General features: G+C 67.4%; 28 protein-coding genes. 20 read left to right on the top strand and 8 right to left on the bottom strand.

Translation table 11 applies throughout. The annotated features are described in order from the left end of the window. Positions 1-6: 6 nt before the first annotated feature. Together tadA and ACUDP5_RS15310 are read left to right on the top strand one after the other, a co-directional pair. Complete coding sequence (gene tadA / locus ACUDP5_RS15315; protein ID WP_445659171.1) at positions 7-498, top strand: tRNA adenosine(34) deaminase TadA; 492 nt, start codon at positions 7-9, stop codon at positions 496-498. Further along, on the top strand, positions 495-1472 hold the full coding sequence (locus tag ACUDP5_RS15310) for an LD-carboxypeptidase (RefSeq protein WP_263913273.1): 978 nt from the start codon (positions 495-497) through the stop codon (positions 1470-1472). Before tadA ends, ACUDP5_RS15310 begins: the two co-directional genes overlap by 4 nt. A 32-nt stretch (positions 1473-1504) precedes the next feature. Here the strand turns inward: ACUDP5_RS15310 and ACUDP5_RS15305 are convergent, their stop codons facing one another. Genes ACUDP5_RS15305 through ACUDP5_RS15295 form a run of 3 tightly spaced genes read right to left on the bottom strand, consistent with a single transcriptional unit; the run spans position 1505 to position 5057 of the window. Continuing rightward, positions 1505-3085 (bottom strand): M48 family metalloprotease, encoded by a 1581-nt coding sequence (locus ACUDP5_RS15305; RefSeq protein WP_445656469.1) that lies wholly within the window; start codon positions 3083-3085, stop codon positions 1505-1507. Between the two features lie 7 nt (positions 3086-3092). Beyond that, positions 3093-3446 carry a hypothetical protein gene (locus tag ACUDP5_RS15300; protein ID WP_263913275.1) on the bottom strand — a complete coding sequence of 118 codons (354 nt, stop codon included), beginning with the start codon at positions 3444-3446 and terminating at the stop codon, positions 3093-3095. A gap of 6 nt (positions 3447-3452) precedes the next feature. Further along, entirely contained in the window at positions 3453-5057 is a 1605-nt protein-coding gene (locus ACUDP5_RS15295) for a CHASE2 domain-containing protein (protein WP_445656468.1), read from the bottom strand. A 281-nt stretch (positions 5058-5338) separates the two neighbouring features. Here ACUDP5_RS15295 and ACUDP5_RS15290 point away from each other — a divergent pair, with 281 nt between their 5' ends. The 7 genes from ACUDP5_RS15290 (at position 5339) to ACUDP5_RS15260 (ending at position 12563) form a co-directional block, all read left to right on the top strand. Further along, on the top strand, positions 5339-6943 hold the full coding sequence (locus tag ACUDP5_RS15290) for an ABC-F family ATPase (RefSeq protein ID WP_263913277.1): 1605 nt from the start codon (positions 5339-5341) through the stop codon (positions 6941-6943). Between the two features lie 180 nt (positions 6944-7123). Further along, positions 7124-8341 carry an MFS transporter gene (locus tag ACUDP5_RS15285; RefSeq protein ID WP_263913278.1) on the top strand — a complete coding sequence of 406 codons (1218 nt, stop codon included), beginning with the start codon at positions 7124-7126 and terminating at the stop codon, positions 8339-8341. A 122-nt stretch (positions 8342-8463) separates the two neighbouring features. After that, positions 8464-9234 carry an ABC transporter ATP-binding protein gene (locus ACUDP5_RS15280; protein ID WP_263913279.1) on the top strand — a complete coding sequence of 257 codons (771 nt, stop codon included), beginning with the start codon at positions 8464-8466 and terminating at the stop codon, positions 9232-9234. Positions 9235-9308: 74 nt separating this feature from the next. Further along, complete coding sequence (locus tag ACUDP5_RS15275) at positions 9309-10307, top strand: ABC transporter substrate-binding protein (protein ID WP_263913280.1); 999 nt, start codon at positions 9309-9311, stop codon at positions 10305-10307. Continuing rightward, positions 10304-11077, top strand: a complete 774-nt coding sequence (locus ACUDP5_RS15270) for an ABC transporter permease (RefSeq protein ID WP_445656467.1) — start codon at positions 10304-10306, stop codon at positions 11075-11077. The genes ACUDP5_RS15275 and ACUDP5_RS15270 overlap by 4 nt, the downstream gene beginning before the upstream one ends. An 8-nt stretch (positions 11078-11085) precedes the next feature. Next, entirely contained in the window at positions 11086-11913 is an 828-nt protein-coding gene (locus ACUDP5_RS15265; protein WP_445656466.1) for a transporter substrate-binding domain-containing protein, read from the top strand. A 62-nt stretch (positions 11914-11975) separates the two neighbouring features. Beyond that, complete coding sequence (locus ACUDP5_RS15260; RefSeq protein WP_445656465.1) at positions 11976-12563, top strand: IMPACT family protein; 588 nt, start codon at positions 11976-11978, stop codon at positions 12561-12563. 47 nt (positions 12564-12610) lie between these two features. Here ACUDP5_RS15260 and ACUDP5_RS15255 read toward each other — a convergent pair whose 3' ends face one another. Both ACUDP5_RS15255 and ACUDP5_RS15250 read right to left on the bottom strand, forming a co-directional pair. Continuing rightward, positions 12611-12985: a thioredoxin family protein gene (locus ACUDP5_RS15255; RefSeq protein WP_006388150.1), complete on the bottom strand. Its 375-nt coding sequence runs from the start codon at positions 12983-12985 to the stop codon at positions 12611-12613. 149 nt (positions 12986-13134) lie between these two features. After that, entirely contained in the window at positions 13135-14127 is a 993-nt protein-coding gene (locus ACUDP5_RS15250; RefSeq protein WP_445656464.1) for an LLM class flavin-dependent oxidoreductase, read from the bottom strand. Positions 14128-14362: 235 nt separating this feature from the next. On the opposite strand from ACUDP5_RS15250, the gene ACUDP5_RS15245 reads away from it, so the two are divergent. Both ACUDP5_RS15245 and ACUDP5_RS15240 read left to right on the top strand, forming a co-directional pair. After that, positions 14363-15181 (top strand): helix-turn-helix domain-containing protein, encoded by an 819-nt coding sequence (locus tag ACUDP5_RS15245; protein WP_445656463.1) that lies wholly within the window; start codon positions 14363-14365, stop codon positions 15179-15181. A 123-nt stretch (positions 15182-15304) separates the two neighbouring features. Then, a complete protein-coding gene (locus tag ACUDP5_RS15240) occupies positions 15305-15664 on the top strand; it encodes a VOC family protein (protein ID WP_445656462.1) in 360 nt (119 codons plus the stop codon). A gap of 44 nt (positions 15665-15708) precedes the next feature. Here the strand turns inward: ACUDP5_RS15240 and ACUDP5_RS15235 are convergent, their stop codons facing one another. Further along, positions 15709-16149, bottom strand: coding sequence for a helix-turn-helix domain-containing protein (locus ACUDP5_RS15235; protein WP_445656461.1), 441 nt, complete (start codon positions 16147-16149; stop codon positions 15709-15711). A gap of 39 nt (positions 16150-16188) precedes the next feature. Here ACUDP5_RS15235 and ACUDP5_RS15230 point away from each other — a divergent pair, with 39 nt between their 5' ends. Next, positions 16189-16716, top strand: a complete 528-nt coding sequence (locus ACUDP5_RS15230) for a DUF2938 domain-containing protein (RefSeq protein ID WP_445656460.1) — start codon at positions 16189-16191, stop codon at positions 16714-16716. An 82-nt stretch (positions 16717-16798) separates the two neighbouring features. On the opposite strand, the gene ACUDP5_RS15225 is transcribed toward ACUDP5_RS15230, so the two are convergent. Next, complete coding sequence (locus ACUDP5_RS15225) at positions 16799-18091, bottom strand: NCS2 family permease (protein ID WP_263913287.1); 1293 nt, start codon at positions 18089-18091, stop codon at positions 16799-16801. Positions 18092-18198: 107 nt separating this feature from the next. On the opposite strand from ACUDP5_RS15225, the gene tsaD reads away from it, so the two are divergent. After that, entirely contained in the window at positions 18199-19233 is a 1035-nt protein-coding gene (tsaD, locus tag ACUDP5_RS15220; protein ID WP_445656459.1) for a tRNA (adenosine(37)-N6)-threonylcarbamoyltransferase complex transferase subunit TsaD, read from the top strand. A gap of 88 nt (positions 19234-19321) precedes the next feature. Here the strand turns inward: tsaD and plsY are convergent, their stop codons facing one another. Continuing rightward, positions 19322-19963 (bottom strand): glycerol-3-phosphate 1-O-acyltransferase PlsY, encoded by a 642-nt coding sequence (gene plsY, locus ACUDP5_RS15215; RefSeq protein WP_263913289.1) that lies wholly within the window; start codon positions 19961-19963, stop codon positions 19322-19324. A 196-nt stretch (positions 19964-20159) separates the two neighbouring features. Here plsY and surE point away from each other — a divergent pair, with 196 nt between their 5' ends. The 7 genes from surE to ACUDP5_RS15180 all read left to right on the top strand — a co-directional run bounded on the left by surE (position 20160) and on the right by ACUDP5_RS15180 (position 26344). Further along, complete coding sequence (surE, locus tag ACUDP5_RS15210) at positions 20160-20918, top strand: 5'/3'-nucleotidase SurE (RefSeq protein WP_263913290.1); 759 nt, start codon at positions 20160-20162, stop codon at positions 20916-20918. Then, positions 20903-21727, top strand: a complete 825-nt coding sequence (locus tag ACUDP5_RS15205; protein ID WP_263913291.1) for a protein-L-isoaspartate(D-aspartate) O-methyltransferase — start codon at positions 20903-20905, stop codon at positions 21725-21727. Before surE ends, ACUDP5_RS15205 begins: the two co-directional genes overlap by 16 nt. A gap of 17 nt (positions 21728-21744) precedes the next feature. Beyond that, positions 21745-22605: a peptidoglycan DD-metalloendopeptidase family protein gene (locus ACUDP5_RS15200; protein ID WP_263913292.1), complete on the top strand. Its 861-nt coding sequence runs from the start codon at positions 21745-21747 to the stop codon at positions 22603-22605. Further along, positions 22602-23381: a 3'-5' exonuclease gene (locus ACUDP5_RS15195; protein WP_263913293.1), complete on the top strand. Its 780-nt coding sequence runs from the start codon at positions 22602-22604 to the stop codon at positions 23379-23381. Before ACUDP5_RS15200 ends, ACUDP5_RS15195 begins: the two co-directional genes overlap by 4 nt. A 159-nt stretch (positions 23382-23540) precedes the next feature. Further along, entirely contained in the window at positions 23541-24149 is a 609-nt protein-coding gene (locus ACUDP5_RS15190) for a periplasmic heavy metal sensor (protein WP_445656458.1), read from the top strand. Positions 24150-24533: 384 nt separating this feature from the next. Continuing rightward, complete coding sequence (locus ACUDP5_RS15185) at positions 24534-25286, top strand: TorF family putative porin (protein WP_263913295.1); 753 nt, start codon at positions 24534-24536, stop codon at positions 25284-25286. A gap of 155 nt (positions 25287-25441) precedes the next feature. Beyond that, positions 25442-26344: a LysR substrate-binding domain-containing protein gene (locus tag ACUDP5_RS15180; RefSeq protein WP_445656457.1), complete on the top strand. Its 903-nt coding sequence runs from the start codon at positions 25442-25444 to the stop codon at positions 26342-26344. Positions 26345-26352 lie beyond the last annotated feature (8 nt).

Below are 26352 nucleotides of genomic sequence, written 5' to 3'. Positions count from 1 at the left end.
CTTGCCATGGCGGCCGAGCCGCCCTGGACCGCGCAGGACGCCCGCTACATGACGCTGGCGCTGGAACAGGCGCAGGCGGCCTACGACATCGGCGAAGTGCCGGTGGGTGCGCTGGTGGTATCCGCCCAGGGCGACATCCTGGGGCAGGGCTACAACCGCACCATCATCGACCACGATCCCACCGCGCATGCCGAAATCGTTGCCTTGCGCAGCGCCGCGCGCGCCCTCGAAAACTACCGCCTGCCCGGCATCACCGTGTACGTCACGCTGGAACCCTGCGTCATGTGCATCGGTGCCATGCTGCACGCCCGGCTGGCGCGGGTGGTGTTCGGCGCCTACGACCCCAAGACGGGCGCCTGCGGCAGCGTGCTGGACGTGGGCTCGGTGCCCAAACTCAACCATCACACTTCAGTCACCGGCGGCGTGCTGGCCGAACCCTGCGGCGACCTGCTGCGCCGGTTCTTCCGCGAACGCCGCGCCAAGGAATCCATTGCATGAGCAACACCCACGATCACGACCATGAGTGCGGCGAGGCCTGCGGCCACGACCACAGCCATGATCACCGCCACAACGTGCCCGACGCCCGCGGCATCTACCTGATCTCGCCGTCCTCGGCCGTGCGCGATCCGCAGACCGTCGAGCTGGCGCGCGAGCGCCTCGCGCGGCAGGGCTTCAAGACCGCGCTGGATCGCACCGCGCTGGCCGAACACCAGCGCTTTGCCGGCACCGACGCCCAGCGCCTGGCCAGCCTGACGCGCGCCACCAAGCAGAAGCTGCCTATCGTCATGGTGACCCGCGGCGGCTATGGCATGGGCCGGCTGCTGCACGAGATCGACTGGAAGGCCATGGCCGACAGCGGCAAGCGCTTTGTCGGCATGAGCGACTTCACCGCCTTCAACCTGGCGCTGCTGGCGCAGACCGGCGCGGTCAGCTACACCGGCGCCACGGCGATCTACGACTTCGGCGGCAAGAAGGTCGACGACCTGACCGAAGCGCTGTTCGGCGAAATCATGCGCGGCGAACTGGAAATCCTCAGCTTCGAAACCCAGGACGCCGACCCGGTCGATTGCCGCGGCATCCTGTGGGGCGGCAACCTGGCCATGCTGGCGTCCTTGATCGGGACGCCCTACATGCCCAAGATCCGCGGCGGCATCCTGTTCCTGGAAGACGTGGCCGAACACCCGTACCGCATAGAACGCATGCTGATCCAGCTGTGGCAGGCGGGCATCCTGGGCAAGCAGAAGGCCATCGTGCTGGGCCGCTTCTCGGATTACAAGCTGGCGCCGCACGACAAGGGCTACGACCTGCACGAAGTGGTGGCGTGGCTGCGCAAGACGGTCAAGGTGCCGGTGATCACCGGCCTGCCGTATGGCCACGTGGCCACCAAGGCGACCCTGCCGATCGGCCAGAAGGTCGGCATCGCGACCGAGGACGGCCTGGCCCACCTGGTGCTGGACGAGCACCACCACTGATGTCGGCCGGGCGTCATGCCCGGCCTCTCTCATCATTTCTTGAACAGCCTGTCGGCCAGCGACTGCGCCTTCTGTTCGCCGCGGCGCTTGGCCTCGGCTTGCTCGGCGGGACTCTGCGCCGCCTTGCTGCACGCAGTGGCATGGGTGGGAAAGCGCGAGCCGCATTCCTGCGCCAGCTTGCGTGCGCGATCCCAGCTATCGGCCTGGCCATAGAAGCGGATGGCGTCCGGCCATGCCAGCGCCGCGTCCTTGAAGTAGTCAAAGCCCTGATTCATGACCGTCGTGGCGGGGCCGCGCTGGCCTGCGCCCAGCAGCGTATTGGCACGCAGGACGTAGACCTGCCAGGCGCGGTCGCCTTCGGACTGCAGGTTGCGGTCCAGCAATGCACCGGCGCGCGCGACCGGTTTGCCGGATTCGCCTTGCGCCAGGCTCAGCGTCAACAAGGGCAGGGCGTGCTGGGCGGTGGGGCCGGAGGCGCCCTGCGCAGCAAGTTTGCGGGCCTGGGCGAAGTCTTGCGCTTGCAGGGCTTGCTGGGCCGCATTGACGGTCTGGTAATTCTTCAGCGTGGCGGCGCTGCGGCGTTGCGCACGGGCTTTGTCCCAGGGCGCGATCGTGGCCGAGGGCCGCGGCTTGCCGGCCGTCAGCGGCGTCACCTGAGCCGTCAGCGAGGTCAGCCGGGCCTCGGTGCTGGGGTGGCTGACCGTAAGCTTCTTCCAGAAGTCGTCCAGGCCATTGCGCAAGTCTTCGCCCGCCCCGGCCATGCCGGCGCTCAACGAGGCCTGCATTTCTGTCAGCGGCGCAACGTTGGCGCCCTTGGCCGCGGCTTGCTTGCGGGTGTCCTGTGCGGCCGCCTGTTTCACCTGTTCGACCATACGCTTGCGTGAGGCTTCCTGCAGTTTGGCGTTGTCGGCCTCCCAGGTGGCCTGCCGTTCCAGGAAAGCCTTGAAGCCTTGCGTGTACGAGTAACCCAGCCGCAGGCTGACGGTGGCGCCGAAGCGGTCGGCGTTTTCTTCCTGCTGGCGGCTCCAGGCGGGTATCAGCACGTCCTTGCCCAGCGTGTACGAGGCGATCACGCTGTCCACCGGGCTCCAGCCGGTTGCGCTGCCGGCCTTTTGCGCCAGGGCGACCCCTACCGCGGCCAGTGTGGCCACCTGGTCGGTGGTGGCGTTGGCGGATTCCAGCTGGTGATAGTCCAGATAGACGTGCCCGAATTCGTGCGACAGGATCGCGACGATCTCGTCTTCGGATTCGGCGGACTGCAGCCAGCCGATCGACAGGTAGACGTTGCCCGCACCGGTACTGCGGGCCTCGAGGGCAGGCGAGGCCGTGATGTACACGCGCCCCGGCCAGTCGGGCACGCCCGCGGCTTCCTTGATGCGGCTCAGCAGGCCATTCAGGTAGGCCTGCATTTCCGGCATGGCAACCAGGCCCATGTGCTCGGCGCGCTGGTTGCGCGCGTCGCGCTCGGCATCGGGCCATTGTCGTGCGGCAGGCGGGGGAGGCAGTTCGCCGGTCTTGACCGAAAACGTGCTCCCGCCGGGCAGGTTGGCGCACCCGCTCAATGCCAGGGCCATGGCCAGCGGGGCGAACCGTGTGACGTAATGGATAGGCATCGGCATGTCAGCGGCAGGCGTTTTCGCCGGCGCCGGCTGTGGATCCCGTAGGACCGGGCACGCGCTTGATTACCGGCCCGCATTGGGCCGCCGAATTGCGCGACACGCGCACCTGCATGCTGTCCACCCAGTATTCGCCACCTTCGACGTTCACGCGGTAGAACTCCTCGCGGCTTTCCAGCACAGGCCAGGGCATGCCCTGGCCATCGGACTTGGCCGTCGGTGTCGTGCCGCCGGGCTGTGCGTAGAGCGGCAGGGGCTTGATGCTGGCGCTGACGATCTGGTCGGCGGCAAAGACCGGCGCGCCGTAGACGGCCAGCGCCGCTGCGGCTGCGGCGATCAGGGAGGAAAGCTGGGTCATGCGGGGCTACTCCTGGTGAAGTTTGGCGGAAGGTTCCTGCTGGGCGGCGGGCGGGGGCGGAACGGCCCGGTCCCCGGGTTTGCCGATAAGAAATTCGGTGATCTTGTTGGTCCAGCCCAGCCAGTGCGCGGCCAGCGCCAGGATCGCCAGGTCGACGATGGGCAGGGTGCCGACATCCACGTAGGACTGGGCGGTCAATACGATGAGCATGACGGCCAGCGAAGACAGCAGGATCGTGCCGATCTTGCGTAGCGCCAGGGCGAGCACGATAACGACCTTGGCGCCGGCTTTGCGCGCGAGCCAGCGCCGTGACGCCCGATCCGCGGTCACGCGGGCCAGCAGCCGGCTGCGCGCCGACAGGGTTGGCGCCGCGCCCAACGCGGCGAGCGGGGCCGGCAGCGGCGGTATGGCAGCGGCGCCATCATTGCCTGTCGTGTCGAAGTTCCATTGCGTCGGCGGCACCAGCCACTTTCTGGCGTACGGGCTGCGTTCGCGCAGGCGCCGGGCCAGCCATTGCGACAGCCAATGCAGCAAATGCGCGGCCATGACGACCGGAATGCCCAGCAGCCACAGGACGTTCGGCCAGATATCCCATTCCACCGCGCGCTTGTAGCGGTCCTGGTAGGTGAGCAGGTTGTCCAGTGCCATCGCGTGCATGAATACGCCGGGAACGACGTCATGCACGGGCGATAGCACCGTGTCGTTGAAGCCGCTCAGCGCGCCGCCGATCATGACGTAGCGACCCTTGAGCAGGTCGTCCAGTCGGGCCTCGTCGGCGTCGGCAGCGCGCAGTTCGGACAAGGCCAGCGTGCGGGTGTAGGGGCAGACCGGCATGTCCGCATCGGCCTGGCCCAGCAGCTTGCGCAGATAGGTGGGCAGCATTTCGCCGATGCCGCCACGGGCCAGGCGGCAGTCGGGCGTCAAGCGACGCTGATCCAGGTTGTTCACGCCCCAGGTCAGCGCCATGGCGTCGCGGGTCCGAGGCAGGGAGATGCCGGCCGCGTCCTGCGCGATGGCCAAGGCAGCGCTGCGCGTGTCGGGGTCGGACCAGAGCGGGTAGCTCCAGACCAGCCGGTCGACCTTGCTGGGTGCATAACGCACGTCCACCAGGGTGAAACAGGGCGCTTGCCCGACCGGATTGGCCAGCCCCGACCGCACCCGCAGCGCACCATCGGCGCCGGGCAGGGCGGCCAGGAACACCGGCACGCCTGCGTCGCGCAGCTCGCACAGGGCCGACATCAGCTCGGGCAACGTCGGGTCGTCGCGTTCGCGGTCGAAAGTGATGTCCAGGAAGAGGGCGCGTGGCTTGTGGATCAGGCCGATATTGCGCAGCCAGCGTGCATGCGTGCGGTACGGAACGGGCCAGGCACCTTTTTGCGGGTCCAGCGAATCGTCGTCGATCAGCACGACGGTGGTGTCATTGCGGTGTGCGGGGCTGTAGTAGCCCCCAACCAGCCGTGCCTGCAGGCGCGCCACGGCGTAGGTCAGCAGGTCGGAACTGGGGGCCAGTCGCGGCGTGGCCCACAGCATGACGATCGCGACGAGCGCGGCGATGACGAGTGACCGGAAATAGAACCTGACGTTTCCGGCGGACGAGTGGGGTTCGGTCACGGGGCGGGGTGGGTGGGATCAGCCTGCGTGGCCCGCCAGGCGGGGCACGCGATGTGTTGTTGCAATAGTACCCCATTTAATACAAATGTTTACGTTAAGACAACAAATGGTACGGGAATAGACCCAATGCGCTTTGTTGCGCAGGGAGCGCCGCCACCCGTGTCGACCGGGCTTGGTACACTATCGGGTTTCGCCGAATGCGTCCTTGGGCGCTGTCGCCGGATGCGTCCCCGGACGCCGTCGACCTTCGCAACTCACTTCCTCCCGCAGCCAAAACCACCGTGATATCCACCGCCAATCTCACCATCCAGTTCGGTCCCAAGCCCCTTTTCGAGAACGTCAGCGTCAAGTTCGGGGAAGGCAACCGCTACGGGCTGATCGGGGCCAACGGGTCCGGCAAGTCCACGTTCATGAAGATCATCGGCGGCGACCTGGAGTCGTCGGCCGGCAATGTGTCGCTGGAACCCGGCGTGCGCCTGGGCAAGCTGCGCCAGGACCAGTTCGCCTTCGAAGACCTGCGCGTGCTGGACGTGGTCATGATGGGCCACACCGAGATGTGGGCCGCGATGTCCGAGCGTGACGCCATCTACGCGAACCCGGAAGCCACGGAAGACGACTACATGCGCGCGGCCGACCTCGAGGCCAAGTTCGCCGAATACGACGGCTACACCGCCGAAGCCCGCGCCGGCGAGCTGCTGCTGGGCCTGGAAATCGCCGTCGACCAGCACAACCTGCCGATGCGCGAAGTGGCGCCGGGCTGGAAGCTGCGCGTGCTGCTGGCGCAGGCGCTGTTCTCGAATCCCGACGTGCTGCTGCTGGACGAACCGACCAACAACCTGGACATCAACACGATCCGCTGGCTGGAAAACGTGCTCAACAGCTACCAGAGCACGATGATCATCATCAGCCACGATCGTCACTTCCTGAACCAGGTCTGCACCCACATGGCTGACCTGGACTACGGCGAAATCCGCATTTATCCGGGCAACTACGACGACTACATGCTGGCCTCGACCCAGGCCCGCGAGCGCCTGGTGTCCAACAACGCCAAGGCCAAGGAACGCGTGGCCGAACTGCAGGACTTCGTGCGCCGCTTCGCCGCCAACAAGTCCAAGTCGCGCCAGGCCACCTCGCGCCTGAAGCAGATCGACCGCATCAAGGCCGAGCAGGTCGTGGTCAAGCCGTCGTCGCGCCAGAACCCGTACATCCGCTTCGAGCAGAACAAGGTCATGCACCGCCTGGCCGTCACGGTCGAGAACCTGACCAAGGCCTACGACGCGCCCGTCATCCGCAACTTCTCGGCCATGGTCGATGCCGGCGAGAAGATCGCCATCATCGGCGCCAACGGCGTGGGCAAGACCACCTTGCTGCGCCTGTTGGCCACCGAACTGGCGCCGGATTCGGGCACCGTGAAATGGTCCGATAACGCCGACCTGGGCTACATGGCCCAGGACGTCTCCGACCAGTTCCTGCAAACCGACATCAACCTGCTGGACTGGATGGGCGACCACCGCCAGCCGGGCGACGACGACCAGTCGATCCGTTCGGTGCTGGGCCGCCTGCTGTTCTCGGCCGATGACCTGCCCAAGGCGCCCAAGGTGCTGTCGGGCGGCGAAAAGAACCGCATGACCTTCGGCCGCCTGATGCTGGGCCGGCACAACGTCATGCTGCTCGACGAACCGACCAACCACCTGGACATGGAATCGATCGAGTCGTTGCAGTTCGCGCTGGAAAAGTACGAAGGCACGCTGGTGTTCGTCTCGCACGACCGCGAATTCGTGTCGGGCCTGGCCACCCGCGTGATCGAAATCCTGCCCACGGGCGAGATCGTCGATTACCGCGGCGGCTACGAAGACTACCTGTCCTCGCGCGGCATCGAGGCCTGATGGCCAGCGCCTGAAACGGGGCGGGCAGCATCCGGCCCGCTTTTCAGACCCGCTTTTCAGACGCATTCCTGGATTTGCCTGGCGGCAGGTTGAACCTCGTTCAGCCTGCCGCAATCCTGCTGGGCTATCATTCGGGTAAACCCTGGCATCTCTGTCGCGCCAGGCTCCTCTCCGGTAGCCATGTCTCCCACACCCCACACCACGCCCGACGGCGCGCCGATCGGGACGTTCGCATTGACCGCGCGCATCGTCGCGATCGCCTTTTTCACCTTCATCTGCTATCTCGCCATCGGCCTGCCGCTGGCCGTGCTGCCCGGCTACGTGCATGGGCAACTGGGCTACGGCTCGGTGCTGGCGGGGCTGGCCATCAGCGTGCAGTACGTGGCAACGTTGCTCAGCCGCTCGCACGCCGGCCGCATGGCCGATACGGTGGGGCCCAAGCAGACCGTGGTCATCGGCATGGCCGCCTGCGCGGCCAGTGGCGTGTTCCTGCTCTTGGCGTATGCCTTCGAGCGCAGCGCCTGGCTCAGCCTGTCCGCCATCATCGTCAGCCGCCTGGCCCTGGGCTTTGGTGAAAGCTGGGTAGGCACCGGGTCGGCCACCTGGGCCATCGCCCGGGTCGGTCCGCTGCACACGGCGCGGGTGATCTCCTGGAACGGCATCTGCACCTACGGCGGGCTGGCGCTGGGGGCGCCGTTGGGCGTGTACCTGGAAACCGAATGGAGCATGGGCGCCCTGGGCGGGGCCGTGCTGCTGTTGGGCCTGGCCGGCCTGGGGCTGGCGGTGGCGCGGGCACCGGTGGCCATCGTCGGCGGCCACCGCATGGCGTTCAAGAGCGTGGTGCTGCGGGTGTTTCCGCACGGCATGGCGCTGGGCCTGGGGTCGGTGGGTTTCGGCACGCTGGCGGCCTTCGTGGCGCTGTATTACGCCAGTTTCTCCTGGGAAGGCGCGGCCCATGCCCTCAGTGCGTTCGGTTGCGCGTTCATCGGGGTGCGCCTGCTGTTTGCGGGCACCATCACGCGGTTCGGCGGCTTTCGGGTCGCGCAGGTGTCTTTCCTGGTCGAGGCGGCCGGGCTGGCGCTGCTGTGGCTGGCGCCCAATCCCACCGCGGCCCTGGTGGGGGCCGCCCTGACCGGCTGCGGATTTGCGCTGGTGTTCCCGGCCATCGGCGTGGAGGCGGTGGCGCGGGTGCCTGCCGGCAGCCGCGGCGCGGCGCTGGGCGCGTATTCCGCCTTCCTGGACCTGGCGCTGGGTGCCACCGGGCCGGTGGCCGGTTATATCTCTGGCGGTTTCGGCTATCCGGCGATCTTCCTGGCCGCCGCGGTGGCGGTACTGCTGGGCTTCGTGATCGCCTATGGCCTGCAACGCCATGCCAGCCGGGCGCAGGCGACCGCCTAGTGTGGGTTGCTTACCCTTATTCATATAACTGAAAGTCTTAAAGACATTCAATATTGATCGTTGGAGTTCATATAACGAATTGTTAGATTAGGCCCGTTCCCCACGCGCGCACGATTCGTTCCATGAACCTGACCTTTGATCACGTCCACAAGCAGTTCGGCGACCTGCCGGTCGTGGATGGCTTTTCCAGCGAATTCAAGACCGGCGAGCTGGTCGCGCTGGTCGGCCCGTCGGGCTGCGGCAAGTCCACCTTGCTGCACCTGGCCGCCGGCCTGGAAAAGCCCACGCAAGGGCAGGTGCTGGCCGATGGCCAGCCCGTGACCGGCCCGCATCCCAGCCGCACGCTCGTGTTCCAGGAGCACGCGCTGTATCCCTGGCTGACGCTGCAAGACAACGTGGCGCTGGCCCTGGAATTCCAGAACACGCCCAAGAAACGCGCCCGCGAAGCCGCCCGCGAGTGGCTGGCGCGCGTCAGCCTGTCCGGCTTCGAACACTATTACCCGCACCAGGTGTCCGGCGGCATGCGTCAGCGCGCAGCCCTGGCGCGCGCCTTCATCGCCCAGCCGCAGACCATGTTGATGGACGAGCCCTTCGGCGCGCTGGACGCGCTGACGCGGCTGGCCTTGCAAGACGTGCTGCGCCAGCTGATCGCCCAGGAAAAGCCGACCGTGCTGCTGGTGACCCACGACGTCGACGAAGCCCTGTTCCTGGCCGATCGCATCGTGGTGTTCAGCCCGCGTCCGGCCCGGGTGCTGCGCGAATTCAACCTTGCCCACCGCACGAAGACCCACGACCTGTCGGACCTGGCCATTGAAAAGCGCGAGATCCTGCGGTTGCTGGGCATTGCGGTCGACGGCTCGGTGGCACCCGCTGACTTGGCGCTGGCGGCCTGATTCCTTTCGATTTTCCGGTTTTGCGGACGGCGCCTGATGGCGCCGGCCATCCCTGATTCCCTGGAGTATTTCCCATGAAATTCAAGCAATGGCTGTCCCTGCCGCTCGCCGCGGCCTTGTTGGCCGCGGCCCCCGCCATGGCCGCCGAGAAATTCCGCGTCGGCTATCTGCGCGTGATGGACGATGCGCAGGCCATCGTGGCGCAAGAGGGCGGCTACTACAAGAAGGCCGGCCTGGATTCCGAACTGATCGAATTCAAGTCGGGCACCGACCTCATCAAGGCCATCGTCGGCGGCCAGCTCGATATCGGCGTGCTGGGCTTCACCAACGCGGTGGCGTGGGCATCCAAGGGCGCGGACCTGAAGGTGGTGGGTGGCGCGCAGCAGGGCTACCACTCGCTGATCGTGCGCGACGATTCGGGCATCAAGGACATTGCCGGCCTGAAGGGCAAGACGCTGGCCTCGCAGGCCGAAGGCAGCACGGCCGACGTGGTGCTCAAGGGCGTGGTGCTCAAGCAGGGCAACCTGGGCGCCGACGACGTCAACGTGATGGGCGTGAGCCCCGCGGTGGCGGTGCAGTCGCTGGTCGGCAAGCGTGTCGATGCCGCCTTCCTGTTCGAACCCTACGACCGCATTGCCCAGCTGGTGGCGCCGGTCAAGCAGATCTACGAAGTGGGCCAGGCCTGGCCGTTCCCGTGCATGGTGGTGATCACCTCGGGTGAAACGCTGGCCAAGCGCAAGGATGACGTCTGGAAGGCGCTGGACGCGCAGAACCAGGCCATCACGCTGCTGCAGAAGGAACCCGCGCAGGCCTCCAGGCTGATCGCGTCCTACTTCATTGCCGAGCCCACGCTCAAGACGCTGCATCGCGGCGAACTGCCGCGCGAGACCGTCATTGCCGAGGCCATCAGCACCCAGGTGTTCACCCCCAAGCTGACCGACAAGGACACGCGCCGCATGCAGGAAATCGCCGATATCCTGCAAGCCCAGGGTTCGCTCAAGACGCGTGACGGCAAGCCGTATGACGTGTCCAGCATCGTCGACCTGTCCTGGCAAGAGGCTCGCAAGCTTTGAGCGCATCCACCCGAGTCACCGGCGCCCGCAAGCATCTGGCGGGCGTGCTGGGCGTTGTCTTCATCCTGGCGCTGTGGCAGTTGGCCGCGTTCGCCCTGCCTGATTTCCTGATGCCGGGCGTGCCCGCCGTGGTGCAGCGGCTGCTCGAAGACCTGGGCAAGTCCTCGTTCCATCAAAGCCTGATGGGCACGCTGGGCCGGCTGGGCGCCGGCTACGGCCTGGCGCTGGCTGCGGGCATCGGCTTTGGCCTGGTGGCCGCGGTGCTGTTCTTCTTTCGCGAAGTGCTGCGCAGCGCCATCGTCATCCTGCAATCGATTCCGTCGATCGCGTGGGTGCCGCTGTTCCTGATCGTGATGGGCTTTGGCAACACGCCCATCATCGTGGTGGTGGCGCTGTCGGCGTTCTTTCCGGCGGCGCTCAGCGTCATGAACGCCACCGAATCGGTGCAGCGCGTGCATGTGTCGGCCGCCCGTGTCATGGGCGCGACGCCGTGGGGCCTGGTCAAGCGGGTCTACCTGCCGGCCGTGATGCCCGAACTGATCACCGGCGCGCAACTGGCGTTCGGCAATGCCTGGCGGGCGTTGATCTCGGCCGAAATGCTGATCGGTTTCGGCAAGGGGCTGGGACGATCGCTGGCGTATTCGGGCGAGATCGCCGACATGACCGGCGTGATGACCAACATCCTGGTCATTGCCGTGCTGGCCGCGGTGATCGATCAGTTCGTGCTCGAGCGCCTGAAGCACCGGCTGCTGCGCTACCAATACGTGTGAGGGCAGGGATGACGCGCCGCTTTCCCCTGGCATGGCTGGCTGTTGGCCTGGCGGCGTGCGTCACCGCCGCCGCCGGCACGACGCCGGCCGATGGCCTGACCGCGGCGCGCCAGCGTGGCGAACTGGTCGTGGGCGTGCCTTACCTGGCGCCCGCGCCCGTGGCCGGCGCCAAGATACGCACGCCCGAAGGACTGGACATCGCCATGGCGGAAAAACTGGCGCAGGACCTGGGCGTGCCGTTCAGCCTGCGCCAGGTGGCGCCAGCCGATGCCGCGCGCCTCATGGCGGCGGGCGAGGTCGACGTGGTGCTGGCCGACCGCAGCCAGCCCGCGGCCACGCCGTTGCCGGCAGGCGTGGCGGCATTGCCCACGGGCTATGCCGCCCGTCCCAAGGCCGTCATCCGCAGCGACACCGCGATGCGCCAGCCGTCGGATGCGCGCGGGCGCAGCGTCTGCATGGCCGAGGCGGCCGTCGGCGCGCAGGCCCTGGCGCAAGGCTGGGGCGCGGTGGTGCGCACCTATCGCGTGCCCTCCGATGCGCTGGTGGCCGTGCGCGAGGGCAGCTGCGACATCGGCCTGGTTGACGATGCCGTGTGGGAACCGCTGATGCGCTTTCCCGAATGGAAGAAATTCTCGGCCACGCTGGCCGCCGATGGCGCACGCCACGAGCGCGTCTGGCTGCTGCCTGCCGCCGATACCGCGGCGCAGGCCTGGCTGGGCGAACGCATGCGTGAGTGGTCGCGCGCCGGCGCCTGGAAGACGCTGCCCGCCAAGTGGGCGCGTGACGTGGCGTTCGACGTCTACCTGGACCAGGAAGTGGCCGACTGCCACGGCTGACACCGGCCTGGTGCGGGCAGGCGGACCAGGCCGGCCTGCGCCAGCACTTACAATGCCGGGCTATGACGTACACGCTGACCGCCGCCTGTTCCCACCAGGAAGACATCAAGAAAAGCCGCTTTGCCGCCCACGCCGCACCGGTTGCCAGCGTGGACGAGGCCATGCGCTTTTTCGCGGCGCACAGCGACCCCGAGGCCACCCACAACTGCTGGGCCTACCGCATCGGGCAGGAATACCGCTTCAATGATGATGGCGAGCCGGGCGGCACCGCGGGCCGGCCGATCCTGCAAGCCATCGAAGGGCAGGACATGGACCGCGTGGCGGTGCTGGTGGTGCGCTGGTTCGGCGGCGTCAAGCTGGGGGCGGGCGGGCTGGTGCGTGCCTATGGCGGCTGCGCTGCCAATTGCCTGCGCAACGGTCCGCGCACCGAAGTGGTGGACTTGGCCACCATCTCATGCCATTGCGGCTTTGCCGAATTGCCGCTGTTGAAGTCGCGGCTGACGCAGGCCGGGGCGTCGATCCAGCAGGAAGACTTCACCCAGGACGGCGTGACGCTGCATTTCACGGTACCGCGCGTGGCAGTGGCCGAACTGGAGAGCACGGCCGCCAATATCACGCGCGGCCGCGCGGCCTGGGAAGCGTTGGGCTGAAAGCGGCTGGGCACGATGCAACAAGGGCCCTGGCGGGCCCTTGTGCTTTACGCGTCCTGGCTGTCTTGGGCCGCCGCGATTTCCTGGTGGACCTTTTCCATGTCCACTTCCTTGATCTTGGCCAGCAGCTCGTTGAGCTGTCCGCCCGACAAGGCGCCCGGCTGCGAGAACAGCAGGACTTTTTCACGGAAGACCATCAGCGTCGGGATCGAGCGGATACCCAGCGCGCCGGCCAGTTCCTGTTCGACGTCGGTGTTCACTTTGGCGAACGTCACGTCCGGATGCTCGGTGGCGGCTTGCTCGAAGACGGGCGCGAAGCCGCGGCACGGGCCGCACCAGGGCGCCCAGAAGTCCACGATCAGGGTGCCGTCCGGCGTAATGGCTTCCTGGAAGCTGTCTTTGGTGAGTTCAACAATACTCATTTTGGAATCCTTGCCGCTGGCGCGGCGCAAAAAAGTCGGTGTCAGAGATCCGGGGGTTGCCTGCCCCGGAGCTGATTCGGCGACGCGGTCTTGCCGGTACCCGCAAGCCCATAGTAGAGCGGGGACCGCTTGCGTCGCAATGGTTGGCGTCAGGCTTTGATCGACGCGACGATCTCGAACGAGCGCAGGCGGTCGGCTATGTCGTAGAAGTCGGACACGATCATGACTTCATCGGCCTCGGTTTCCGCGACCAGGGCTTCGAGCCGGCGCCTGACGGTTTCGGGGCCGCCCACGATGGCCGCGCCCAGACGTTGATTGACCGCCTCGCGCTCCCATTCGTTCCACAGACCTTCCATGCTGTCCACCGGCGGCTGCAATTGCAGGCGGTTGCCGCGCACCAGCGACAGGAACTTGAGCTGCTGCGTGGTGGCCTGGCGCCGGGCGGCTTCGTCGGTCTCGGCAGCCACCACCGGCACGCCGATCATGGCGTAGGGGCGGGCCAGCGTTTCCGACGGCTTGAACAGGTGGCGGTACAGCCGCATGGCGGCCATGCCTTCCGGCGAAAAGTGGCCGGCAAACGAGAACGGCAGGCCCAGTTCGGCCGCCAGCCGGGCGCTGAAGTCGCTGGAACCCAGCAGCCAGATGGGAATGTCCAGGCCTTCGCCGGGTATGGCGCGCACCGGCTGGCCGGGCCGCGATGCCGCCAGGAACCCGCGCAACTCTTCGACCAGCGCCGGAAATTCCAGGCCGCTGCGCGGACCGCGGCGCAGCGCATGCTGCGTGGCACCGTCGCTGCCGGGCGCACGGCCCAGGCCCAGGTCGATGCGGCCGGGGTACAGGGTTTCGAGCGTGCCGAACTGTTCGGCGATGATCAGCGGCGCATGGTTGGGCAGCATCACGCCGCCCGAGCCCACGCGCAGGGTATTCGTGTGCGAGGCGATATGGCCGATCAGCACCGCCGTGGCGCTGCTGGCCACGCCGTTGATGTTGTGGTGCTCGGCCAGCCAGAAGCGCTTGTAGCCCAGGCGTTCGACGTGCTGCGCCACCGCGACGCTGTTGCGGAAGGCATCGGCGGCATCGCGGCCTTGCACGATCGGGGCCAGGTCCAGCACCGAAAAGGGAATACGGGCCAGGGTGCTCATGCGCGACGCTCGGCGCAGAAGGCGGAACAGGAAGAAACCATCGGGTAGCGGCGCAAGATTGACTCCATAGTCCTATATACATGGGGAGTGTATCGGCGAATTCAACCGTGTCCGCCAGCAACCATGAGGGCCGTCGGGTTGATAGCGCACGTCAATGGCGGCCATTGCCCGCCGGGTTGACGATGCAGGCCAGCCGCACCGGTATAGTGGTCATGTCGACCCTCCCGCACGTACCATGACCTGCCGTTCGCGTTCCGATTCTTTCCGCCCCGACGAGGTGCCCGCCGTCGCCGGCATGACCGGGGCCTATCGCGAAACCGCGCCGCTTGCGCCGCTGCGCGCCCATTTCCTGTGCGCGTGGTCGAGCGAACTGGCGCCCGGGCAAAGCGGCGACGTGGCCGTCCTGCCCGACGGCTGTGTGGACATTCTGTGGGTGGGCGGGCGTCTGTGCGTGGTGGGCCCCGATGTCGTCGCCGCACGCCCGCAACTGGCGCCTGGCGCCCGCGTGCTGGGTCTGCGGTTCCAGCCAGGGGCGGCGCGCAATTGGTTGGGGGTGCCCTTGTCCGAGCTGGTCGGGCGCCGCGTGGGCCTGGACGACCTCTGGGGCGACCGCCGGGCGGGCCACATCGCCCAGCGCCTGCGCAATTGCGCCACGCCCGACGCCCAGATACGCGTGCTGCAGGACAGCTTGGCGCGGCAGGCGGTGCACGAGTCCGACGCGCTGGCGCCGGCGGCGTCATCGCGGCGCGCCGCGCATCTGTTCAGCAGCCTGGCGGCCGCCGATCTTGCGGGGCTTCGTACGGGCCAGGCCCTGGACCTGAGCGCACGCAGCCTGCGCCGTCTCTGCCTGGATCACTTCGGGTATGGGCCCAAGATGCTTGAACGCATCCTGCGGCTGCAGCGTTTCGTCGGCCTGCTGCGACAAGCGCCCCAGGCGAGCCTGGCGGGCCTGGCGGCCCAGGCCCAGTATGCGGACCAGGCGCACCTGAGCCGCGAGGTGAAGGCGCTTTGCGGCATGACGCCGTCGCAACTGCGGGCGCAGGCGGTGGGGTAAGGCGGATCGGTGCCGTCCTGTGGCGTGGCTGCGCGCTGGCGCGGCCTTGGCCGTTTTGTTCAAGACGCGCGGTCTGGTTTCGGCGATCATCCGGGGTCGTTTTCCATTTCGCAGGAGATCCCCATGGGCGCCAGAGGCAAGAACCACCAGATCGACAACATCGAATTCAATGTGGCCGATATCGCGCGCAGCAAGGCGTTCTACGGCGCCGCGTTCGGCTGGACCTTCACTGACTACGGTCCCACCTACACCGAATTCACCGACGGCCGGCTGACCGGCGGCTTCACCACCGGCGAACCGGTGCGGCCGGGTGGCCCGCTGGTGATCCTGTACGCCGACGACCTGGCCGACGCGCAGCAACGCGTGCAGGCCGCGGGCGGGCGCATCAGCCGCGACGCTTTCGGCTTTCCTGGCGGGCGGCGCTTTCATTTCACCGATCCGGATGGCTATGAGCTGGCGGTGTGGACGGCGGCCGACGCGTAGTCGCCCGGCGCCAGCAGCGGGCCGGGTGATGCGTCGATGGGGCCTCAGCGGACGGCGGCGTTGTGTCGCGGTTCGCGAACCTGGGCAGGGCTGCGCTTTAGCCGACCCGCCGCGGCGGCCTTCAGCAAGCGCTGGAAGGTCGGGCATTGCGCGTGGTGGGGGGCCGGGCATTGGGCGGCATGGCGCAGCCCCTGGCTCATGGCACGCAGGCGCTTGATGGTCGCATCGATGTCGTCGGCCTTGGCCAGCAGCACCTGCCGGTCGACCTGCACCGCGCCATCAACGGGCAGCATGGCGCGGATTTCATCCAGCGAAAGGCCGCCGGCCTGGCCCAGGGCGATCAGCGCCAATTGGTCCAGCACGTCCGGCGCAAAGCGCCGCCGCTGGCCGGCCGGGCTGGTCGCCGAGATCAGGCCTTGTTTCTCATAAAACCGCAGCGTAGAGGCCGCCATGCCCGTGCGCCGGGCGACTTCGGAAATGTCCATGCCTTACCCATTGACTTGAAGTTGACTTCAACTTCTATCATGCCTGCCATCGCAGTATTCATCAATCGCAAAGGACTGGGCATGAACGAAGTGGCGGGCGTGGTGTGGGTGGGGGTCGGCGCGACGGCCGTCATGGATGTGTGGTCGTGGATCTTGAAGCGCCTGGGCGTGCCGACGCTGAATTACGCCCTGGTGGGCCGCTGGGCCGGCCACCTGGGTCGGGGCCGCTTTGCCCACGCGGGTATCGGGCGGTCGGCGCCGATACGCGGCGAGGCGGCGCTGGGCTGGGCGATTCACTACGCCGTGGGCCTGGCGTTCGCGGGGCTGCTGGTCGCCATCTATGGCGTGGCCTGGCTGCATCATCCCCGTTTGCTGCCGGCGCTGGCCGTGGGGGTCGCCACCGTGGTGGTGCCGCTGTTCGTGATGCAGCCAGCGATGGGGGCGGGATTTGCGGCATCGCGCACGCCGACACCGCTGAAGAATTGCCTGCGCAGCGTGGCCACGCATGCCGTATTCGGGGTGGGCATGTACCTGGCCGGGGCGCTGTGGCAGGCCGTCGTGGCCTGACGGCATCCCCAAAGAAAAACCGCCGCGGCCCGTGGGGCCTGCGGCGGCGGGTTGCAAGCGGGCCGGCGCCCGCAGCAGGGGCTTATTCCGGGAAGAACGCGTAGCGGATCACGAACAGGATCGCCACCAGCCAGGTCGCTGGATGCACGTCGCGCACACGGCCCGTGGCGGTCTTGAGCACCACGTAGCTGATGAAACCGAAGGCAATGCCGTTGGCGATGGAATACGTGAAGGGCATGACCAGGGCGGTCAGCGCGGCCGGGGTGGCTTCGCAGACGTCGTTCCAGTCGATGTCGATCAGTTCGCGCATCATCAGGCCGGCCACGTAGAGCAGGGCGGGCGCGGTGGCGTAGGCGGGCACGGCGCCGGCCAGCGGCGAAATGAACAACGCGGCCAGGAACAGCAGGGCCACGACCAGTGCCGTCAGGCCGGTGCGGCCACCGGCCTGCACGCCCGAGGCGCTTTCGACATAGGCGGTGGTGCTGCTGGTCCCCAGCATCGAGCCGGCCACGATGGCGGTACTGTCGGCGAACAGGGCGCGGCCCAGGCGGTTGGGGCGGCCTTCGGGCATCAGTCCCGCACGCTTGGCCACGCCGACCAGCGTGCCGGTGGCGTCGAACACCTCGACCAGCACGAACACCAGGATGACGTGCACGAAGCCGGTGTGCAGGGCGCCCAGGATGTCCATCTTGAACAGCGTCGGCGCCAGGCTGGGCGGCGCGGCGAACACGCCCTTGAATTCGTTGTAGCCCAGCCCCATGGACAGCACGGTGACCACCAGGATGCCGATCAGGATCGCGCCGCGCACGCGCAGCGCGTCCAGCGAGGCGATGATGAAAAAGCCCAGGATGGCGAACAGCGGCCCCGGCGCGGTCAGGTCGCCCAGGGTGACCTTGGTGGCGGGGTGCGCCACCACGATGCCGGCGCTGGACAGCGCGATAATGGCCAGGAACAGCCCGATGCCGGCGGCGATGGCGCTGCGCAGCGAATGCGGGATGCCCTTGACCAGCCAGACCCGGATGCCGGAGATGGTCAGGATCAGGAAAATCACGCCCGAGATGAACACCGCGCCCAGCGCCTGCTCCCAGGTGTAGCCCATGGTCTTGACCACGGTGAAGGCGAAGAACGCATTCAGGCCCATGCCGGGGGCCATGCCGATGGGCCAGTTGGCGATCAGTGCCATCACCAGCGAGCCCAGCGCGGCCGCCAGGCAGGTGGCGACGAACACGGCGCTGCGGTCCATGCCGGTGGACGACAGGATGTCCGGGTTCACGAAGATGATGTACGACATGGTCAGGAATGTCGTCAGGCCGGCCACGATTTCGGTTCTTGCGGTCGTGCCGTGTTCACGCAGCTTGAATAGCTTCTCCAGCATTCTTATCCCCAGGGTGCTTGCAGGCTCAGGTTGTCAGGTGAGGGCGTCGGCGCCCTCGACTATTTGTAAACGGGCGTATTTTCGCATCAGTTGTAAACTCTGCCGCCATGATTATTCTCGGCTTTGAAAGCTCCTGCGATGAAACGGGCGTCGCAGCCGTCTGTACGGAACGCGGCCTGCTCGCGCATGCCCTGCACACCCAGATCGCCATGCACCAGGAATACGGGGGCGTGGTGCCTGAACTCGCTTCGCGCGACCACATCCGGCGCGTGGTGCCGCTGACCCGCCAGGTATTGGAAGAGGCCGGCCTGGCCATGTCCGACATCGACGCGGTGGCCTACACGGCAGGTCCGGGCCTGGCCGGGGCGCTGCTGGTGGGCGCGAGCGTGGCGCAGTCGTTCGCCTGGTCGCGCCACCTGCCCGCCATTCCCATCCATCACCTCGAAGGCCACCTGCTGTCGCCGATGCTGGCCGATCCTCGTCCCGAATTCCCGTTCGTGGCGTTGCTGGTGTCGGGCGGCCATACGCAGTTGATGCGGGTCGACGGTGTGGGGCGCTACGAATTGCTGGGCGAAACCCTGGACGACGCCGCGGGCGAGGCCTTCGACAAGTCGGCCAAGCTGATGGGCCTGGGCTACCCCGGCGGCCCCGCGCTGGCCCGCCTGGCGGATCGCGGCAACGCCAGCCGGTTCGATCTGCCCCGGCCCATGCTGCACAGCGGCGACCTGGATTTCAGTTTCAGCGGCTTGAAGACCGCGGTGCTGACCCGCGTCAAGGCGGCCGAGCAGCAGACCGGCACGCTTGATGACCAGACCCGCGCCGACCTGGCGGCGGCCACCCAGGCCGCGATCGTGGAAGTGCTGGCGGCCAAGTCCATCCGCGCCTTGAAGCAGACCGGCTTGCGCCGGCTGGTGGTGGCCGGCGGGGTGGGGGCCAATCAGCTGCTGCGCGCCAAGCTGGCCGCGGCGCTCAAGCCCCTGAAGGCGCAGGCCTATTTCCCGCCGCTGGCGTTGTGTACGGACAACGGCGCCATGATCGCCTTTGCGGCGGCCGAGCGGGTCAAGGCGGGGCTGGTCACGCTGGACGCCGATGCGCACAGCTTCACCATCCGGCCACGCTGGGACCTGGCCGATATCGCCTGAAGCGGGTGCGGGAAGAGGGGGAGGACGGCCAGGCACGCCCGGTGCCCGGCGCGGGCGGGATGCAGCCGGCGGCGCCGGCTGCCAGGGATTACTGCTTCTTGCCGCCGCCGATGCGGCTTTCCGTGCCTTGCACCAGGCGCGTGATATTGGCGCGGTGGCGGTAGAACAACAGCACGCCGATGACCGCCAGCGCGACGCCCAGGGCCGGCTGGGCATACCAGGCCATGCCCGACCCGAACACGTAATAGACCGGGGCAAAAAAGGCCGCCACCAGCGACGCCAGGGACGAATAGCGGAAAAAGATCGCGATGATCAGCCAGGTCGCGGCGGTGGCAACCGCCAGCCAGGGCTGGATCGCGACCAGCACGCCCAGGGCGGTGGCCACGCCCTTGCCGCCCTTGAATCCCAGGAAAACCGGGTACAGATGGCCCAGGAAGGCCGCCACGACGACGGCGGCCAGCGGCCACGGCGCGATGCCGGGGGCCAGCTTCTCGGCCAGCCATACGGCGAACCAGCCCTTGGCGGCGTCGCCCAGCAGCGTCAGCGCGGCGGCGGTCTTGTTGCCGGTGCGCAGCACATTGGTGGCGCCCGGGTTCTTCGAACCGTAGCTGCGGGGGTCCTGCAGTCCCATGAGTTTGCTGACCACCACGGCGAACGGCACGGAGCCGATCAGGTAGGCCAGCAGGATGAGCGCCGCGGTGAACGCCAGGGAGGGTTCGGTGATCGCCATAGGGAGTGAGCGTCCGTTGTCGTTGTGTTGTTGTGGATCTTGATGGCTGCGGATTCTACCTCGCCGGCCGGCTGGGCCGGATTCGGGTTATCGATTGGGCAATGCGGGACAGATTGGCGCGAGGCCATCCGGCCGACGCCTGCGGACGGTACAATCCAGCCGGTCCACCCGCGTTTTATTTTCTTTCGGATGCACAATGCGAATTCTGGTTTCGAACGATGATGGTTATTCGGCCCCTGGCCTCGAAGCGCTGGTAGCAGCGCTGCAGGGCCTGGGCGAGCTCACCGTCGTCGCGCCCGAGACCAACCACAGCGGCGCGTCCAACTCCCTGACGCTGAACCGCCCGCTGTCGGTGCGCACGGCCTCCAACGGCTTCATCGCCGTCAACGGCACCCCGTCCGATTGCGTCCACGTGGCCTTGACCGGCCTGATGGATACGCGCCCCGACCTGGTCGTGTCCGGCATCAACAACGGCGCGAACATGGGCGACGACACGCTCTATTCGGGCACCGTGGCCGCCGCCAGCGAAGGCTACCTGTTCGGCATCCCGTCCATTGCCTTCTCGCTGGCCGAAAAAGGCTGGGAACACATCGAATCGGCCGCCCGCGCCGCGCGCCTGGTGGTCGAACGCCAGCTGGCCCAGCCGCTGGCCGCCCCGGTGCTGCTGAACGTCAACATCCCCAGCCGCCGCTTTGACGACATGCATGGCTTCCAGGTCACCCGCCTGGGCAAGCGCCATCCGTCGCAGCCGGTGGTGCGCACCACCACGCCGTATGGCGATCCGGTCTACTGGATCGGTCCGGTGGGACAGGCGTCCGATGCCACGCCGGGCACCGACTTCCACGCGGTCGCGCAGGGCATGGTGTCGGTCACGCCCTTGCGGCTGGACCTGACCCAGCACAGCCAGCTCGACGAGATCCGGACCTGGGCGGAGCCGCTATGCGCCGACGCATAAGCCAGCCGGACGTCTCGCAGGCGGTACCCGGGCGGCCCAGCCCGGTCCGCTACGACTCTGGCCGGCTCAGCCCGGGCGTCACGCCCGCCAACAGCAACACCCGGGTGTCCGCCGCCACCCTGCAAAGCCAGGCCAAGGCGCCCACGCCCGCCGCGGGCGGCAACCTGGGCCTGAACTCCGATCGCCTGCGCCAGGCCATGGTGCAGCGCCTGCGCAGCCAGGGCGCCACCGACGAGCGCGTGCTCAACGCGATGGCCGCGGTGCCGCGCCACTTGTTCGTCGACGAAGCGCTGGCCAGCCGCGCCTACGAAGACGCCGCGCTGCCCATCGGCCATTCGCAAACCATTTCACAACCCTGGGTGGTGGCGCGCATGATCGCCGCCATCTGCGAAGACCGCACGCCCACCCGCGTGCTGGAAGTCGGCGCCGGCTGCGGCTACCAGGCCGCGGTGCTGGCGCAGTTCGTGCGCGAGGTGCATTCCATCGAACGCATCCGCGGACTCTACGAGCTGGCGCGCGAGCATCTGCGCGCCTTGCGGCTCACCACGCGCATCCGCCTGATCTACGGCGATGGCATGCTGGGCCTGCCCGGCGTGGCGCCTTTCGATGCTATCGTTGTGGCTGCCGCCGGCCTGACCATCCCGCAAGCGTTGCTCTCGCAGCTCGCGCCGGGGGGACGCCTGATCGCTCCCGAAGGGGGCTCGAACCAGCGCCTGGTGCTCATCGAACGCACGGGCGCGGCCAGCTGGAAACGTACTGAATTAGAGGCCGTGCGCTTTGTGCCGCTACGTGCCGGAATACAATCTTGAGCAAACAGGAGAAACGTATGCTCAACGGGCAGTTGCAACTGACCGATCTGACCATGGGCGTGTCCATGACGCGCCTGCGCCGCCCGATTTTCGTGGCCGGTGTTCTCAGCCTGGCCATCCTGGCCGGCTGCGCATCAAAAGGTACCCGCGCCCCGGTCGTCGACCTTGCTGGCGGACAGCCGTCCGCCCCGACGCAACCCGGCGGCAGCTATGTCGTCAAGCCGGGCGACACCCTTTACAAGATCGCCCGCGCCAATAACGTGGACATCGAAAGCGTCAAGCGCTGGAACAACCTCAGCGATCCCAACCAGATTTCGGTGGGGCAGGTGCTGAAGATGTCCGGTGGCTCGGGCGGCACGGCGCAGCCCGCGCCCATCGCCAGCAACAAGGCGCAGCCGCGTCCGCTGGACCAGCCGGCCGACACGTCCGGCACCGCCGTGGCCTCGTTGCCGCCGCCCACGCCCGCAGCCACGCCGACGGAAACCAAACCGGTCACGCGCGCGGCCGATGCCAGCGTCATCAACTGGGCCTGGCCGGCCGGCGGCCAGATCATGCAGGGCTTCAACAACAACAGCAAAGGCATCGACATCGCCGGCGCGCTGGGCGACCCGGTCACCGCTGCGGCGGATGGCAAGGTCATGTACAGCGGCAACGGCGTGCGCGGCCTGGGCAACCTCATCATCGTGAACCACCAGAACGGCTTCATCACGGCGTATGCGCACAACCGCACGCTGCTCGTGAAGACCGGCCAGGACGTCAAGCGTGGCGCCAAGATCGCCGAAATCGGCCAAAGCGACACCACGTCGCCGCGCCTGCATTTCGAGATCCGCCGCCAGGGCACGCCCGTGGATCCGATGCAGTACCTGCCCGCCAAATGACGCCCACGCTGGTTTTCGACCTTGAAACCATTCCCGACGCGGATGGCCTGCGCAAGCTGAACGGCTGGGGCGCCGACGTGCCTGACCACGAGGTCGTCGAACGCGCGCTCACGGCCCGCCGCGAAGCCGTGGGCCACGACTTCCTGCCGCTGCACCTGCACAAGGTGGCGGTGGTGGGCTGCGTGTTTCGCGACGACCAGGGCTTTCGCGTCAAGACGCTGGGCCAGGCCGATGACCCCGAAGCGGCGTTGCTGGCGGGTTTCTTCAAGACCATCGAACGCTACACGCCCAAGCTGGTGAGCTGGAACGGTTCGGGCTTTGACCTGCCGGTGCTGCACTACCGCAGCCTGATCCAGGGCGTGCCCGCGCCGCGCTACTGGGATATGGGCGAAGAAGATCGCGATTTCAAGTTCAACAACTATATCTCGCGCTATCACAATCGCCACCTGGACCTGATGGACGTGCTGGCCAAGTACAACGGCCGCGCCAACGCGCCGCTCGACGAACTGGCCAAGCTCTGCGGTTTTCCCGGCAAGCTGGGCATGGACGGCAGCAAGGTCTGGGAAGCCTGGAGCAGCGGCCGCGCCGACGAGGTGCGCGCCTATTGCGAAACCGACGTCGTCAACACCTGGCTGGTGTATTGCCGCTTTCGTTTCCTGCGCGGCGAGCTTGACCGCACCGCCTACGACGCCGAAATCGCGCTGGTGCGCGACACCCTGTCGGCCAGCGATGCGCCGCACTGGAAGGAATACCTGGCCGCGTGGGACGCCAGCTGATTTCCACGCAATGGTCTTGCACCCAAACGGAGCCCGCGGGCTCCGTTTGCACGTCCGGGCATACGCAATCGACTGAAACATAGCTTGCGCCAGCGAAACCTGGATGAAACCGGGCGAATCGCACAATGGCCTCGCTTTCTTCACTTTCAGGAGACCTACATGTCCCGATTCGCTATCCGCTCCAACTTGGCTGCCCTGGCCATGGTCGCCGCCTCGGGCGGCTTGCTGGCCGGCACCGTGATGGCGGCTCCGCCCGCCGATGGCGGCCCTGCCGCCATGCACGAAGGCCGCCACGGCGACGGCTTCCACAAGGGCATGCGCGACGGCCTGTGGATCCCGGGCCTGGGCCCCGTGTCCAAGGCACAGGTCGACCAACTCAAGCTGGACGACAAGCAGCAAGCCCTGCTCAAGACGGCACAGGACGGCCAACGCGGCCTGCGCGACGCCATGCGTGCATCGGGCGGCCAACGCCACGACCTGCTCAAGGCGCAGCTGGATGCCGGCAAGCTCGATCCGCACGCCCTGGCCGACCAGACCGACAAGTCCCGCGAGCAATTCGGTTCGCAGGCCAAGCAGGTGCGCGACCAATGGCTGGCCGTGTGGGATAGCCTGAACGACGCCCAGCGTGCCCAGGTGACCCAACTGGTCAAGGAACGCCAGGCCAAGATGCAGGAACGCCATGCCAAGATGGAAGGCCGTCACGGCAAGGGTCCGGGCAACCCCCCGGGCGCGGTGCCGCCGCCCCCGGCGCCTCCCGCAGCCAACTAAGCGGCCGGCGCCCCGCGCGCCAGCAACGCACCCGCGGTCCCCGCCGTCGGGTGCGCCCCGCCGGTCCACCCCGCGAAACGCGGGTGCGGCCCACAGCCCCCCCGGCCTGCCGAGCGCACGCCGGGGTTTTCTTTTGCGCGGCGTCGCCGGGGCGCGCAAGCCCCATTTTGATGCGCCGCTGCCTGCGCGCGCACCGCGGTGCACCAATCCGGTGCGCGCGCCGTGCGCTTTCAGCGCGCTGCCAGCCGTCCGACACGTGATTGAAACCTGGCACGGACCTTGCTTGAAGGAAAGGGACCCGGTTACCCGCCGTTGCAAGACCGGTTTGATGGATGCGCCTCTGGCCGTCCTCCTCCTCGTTAAATCCGATCAGGACACCGCACCATGAAGAAGACGTTGCTAGCCTTGCCCGCTGTGCTTGCCGCTTGTTTCGCTGTGACGGCGCAGGCCGAACCCACCGACCTGGGCGGCGGTTTTTCGCTCAGCGGCAATGCCACGATCGCCAGCGACTACCGCTTCCGCGGTTATTCGCAGACGGACTTCCGTCCCGCCGCGCAACTGGGCATCGACCTGACCCACAGTTCCGGCTTCTACCTGGGCAACTGGAACTCCAATGTGTCCAACTTCGTCTTCACCGACGGCAACCTGGAAATGGACTTCTACGGCGGCTGGAAGGGCGACGTGGGCGGGGGCTTCACGCTGGATGCCGGCGTGCTGCACTACTACTACCCGGGTTCCAGCTCGCCCAAGGGCGGCAACTACAACAACACCGACCTGTACCTGGCCGGCACCTATGCCAACTACACCCTCAAGTACTCCTACACGCCCAGCGACTTCTTCAGTACGCCGGACAGCAAGGGCACCTGGTACCTGGACGGCACCGCGAACTTCGACCTGGGCGACGGCTGGGGCCTGGTCGGCCACGTCGGCTACCAGAAGCTGAAGAACCAGGTCAACATGGACGGCGATTCCATCAGCGGCTATGTCGACTACAAGCTGGGTGTCACCAAGGACCTGAAGGGCTGGGTGCTGGGGCTGGCCGCGGTCGGCGCCAGCAAGGACAACTGGCTGCCGACCAAGTACGGCCATCCGTCGGGCCGCCTGGGCGCGGTGTTCTCGGTGTCGCGTTCGTTCTGATCTTCCCACTATCCGTGGCGGCGCCCTGACCGGCGCCGGCTTTGGGGGGCTTGATGGAGACTGCCTGATGGGCCGTCTCCGGCAAGTCCCCCTTTTTTATGGCGGGCAGATAAAAAATATACTGTCGTGGTGCTAATAAGACGCCAGCCATATCAATGATCGAAACTCGCTTGCTACGCCAATTCATTGCGGTCGCCGAGGAACTGCACTTCAACCGCGCCGCGGAACGCCTGCACATGGCCCAGCCGCCGCTCAGCCAGGCGATACGCCGGCTGGAAGCCGAGGTCGGGGCGCCCCTGTTCGAACGCAACAACCGCAATGTGGCGCTGACGCCGGCCGGCACGGCCTTCCTGGACACCGCGCGGCGTACGCTGGCGTCGCTGGAAGAAGGCGTGGCCCACACGCGCCGGGTGTCGCAAGGCATCGACGGGCATCTGACGCTGACCTTCATCAACATCACGCCCTACGAAGCGCTGCTGCGGGCCTTGCGTGATTTCCGCACGGCGGCGCCCGCGGTGGCGTTCACGCTGCGCGAGGCGTCCACGCGCGAGCAGGTGGCGGCCCTGGAAAGCGGGGCGGCCGATGTCGGTTTTCTGCGCACGCCGGGCACCACCACATTGGACCTGAGTTTCCACACGATCCTGCGCGAGCCCATTGCGGTGGCGCTGCCTGCCGGCCATCCGCTGTCCGGGCAGGCCCGGGTGGCATTGGCGGACCTGGCCCACGAGGCCTTCGTGGCCTCGCCGCGGGCGCTGGGGCAGGGCTTTCATGACCAGTTGGTGCAGTTGTGCCAGACCGCGGGCTTTGCACCCCGCGTGGGGCAGCACGGCCGCCAGCTGCAGACCTTGGTGGCGCTGGTGGCCGCCGGTTTCGGCGTTGCCTTGCTGCCGGCGTCGTTGGCGGTGCCGGGCCGTAGCGACATCGTGTTCAAGCCGCTGGTCGCCGATGCGCCGGCCGACCTGCTGCATCTGGACCTGTTGATGGCGTGGAACCATGCGCGAGCATCGCCGGTGCGCGACCGCTTCATCGAGGCGGTGCGCGAGGCCATGCCGCGCTAAGGCGGGGT

It is taken from the genome of Achromobacter sp. NCFB-sbj8-Ac1-l (genome assembly GCF_052695805.1).
The sequence above is the reverse complement of the archived record's forward strand: the minus strand, read 5'-3'. Positions and strand labels throughout refer to the sequence as shown.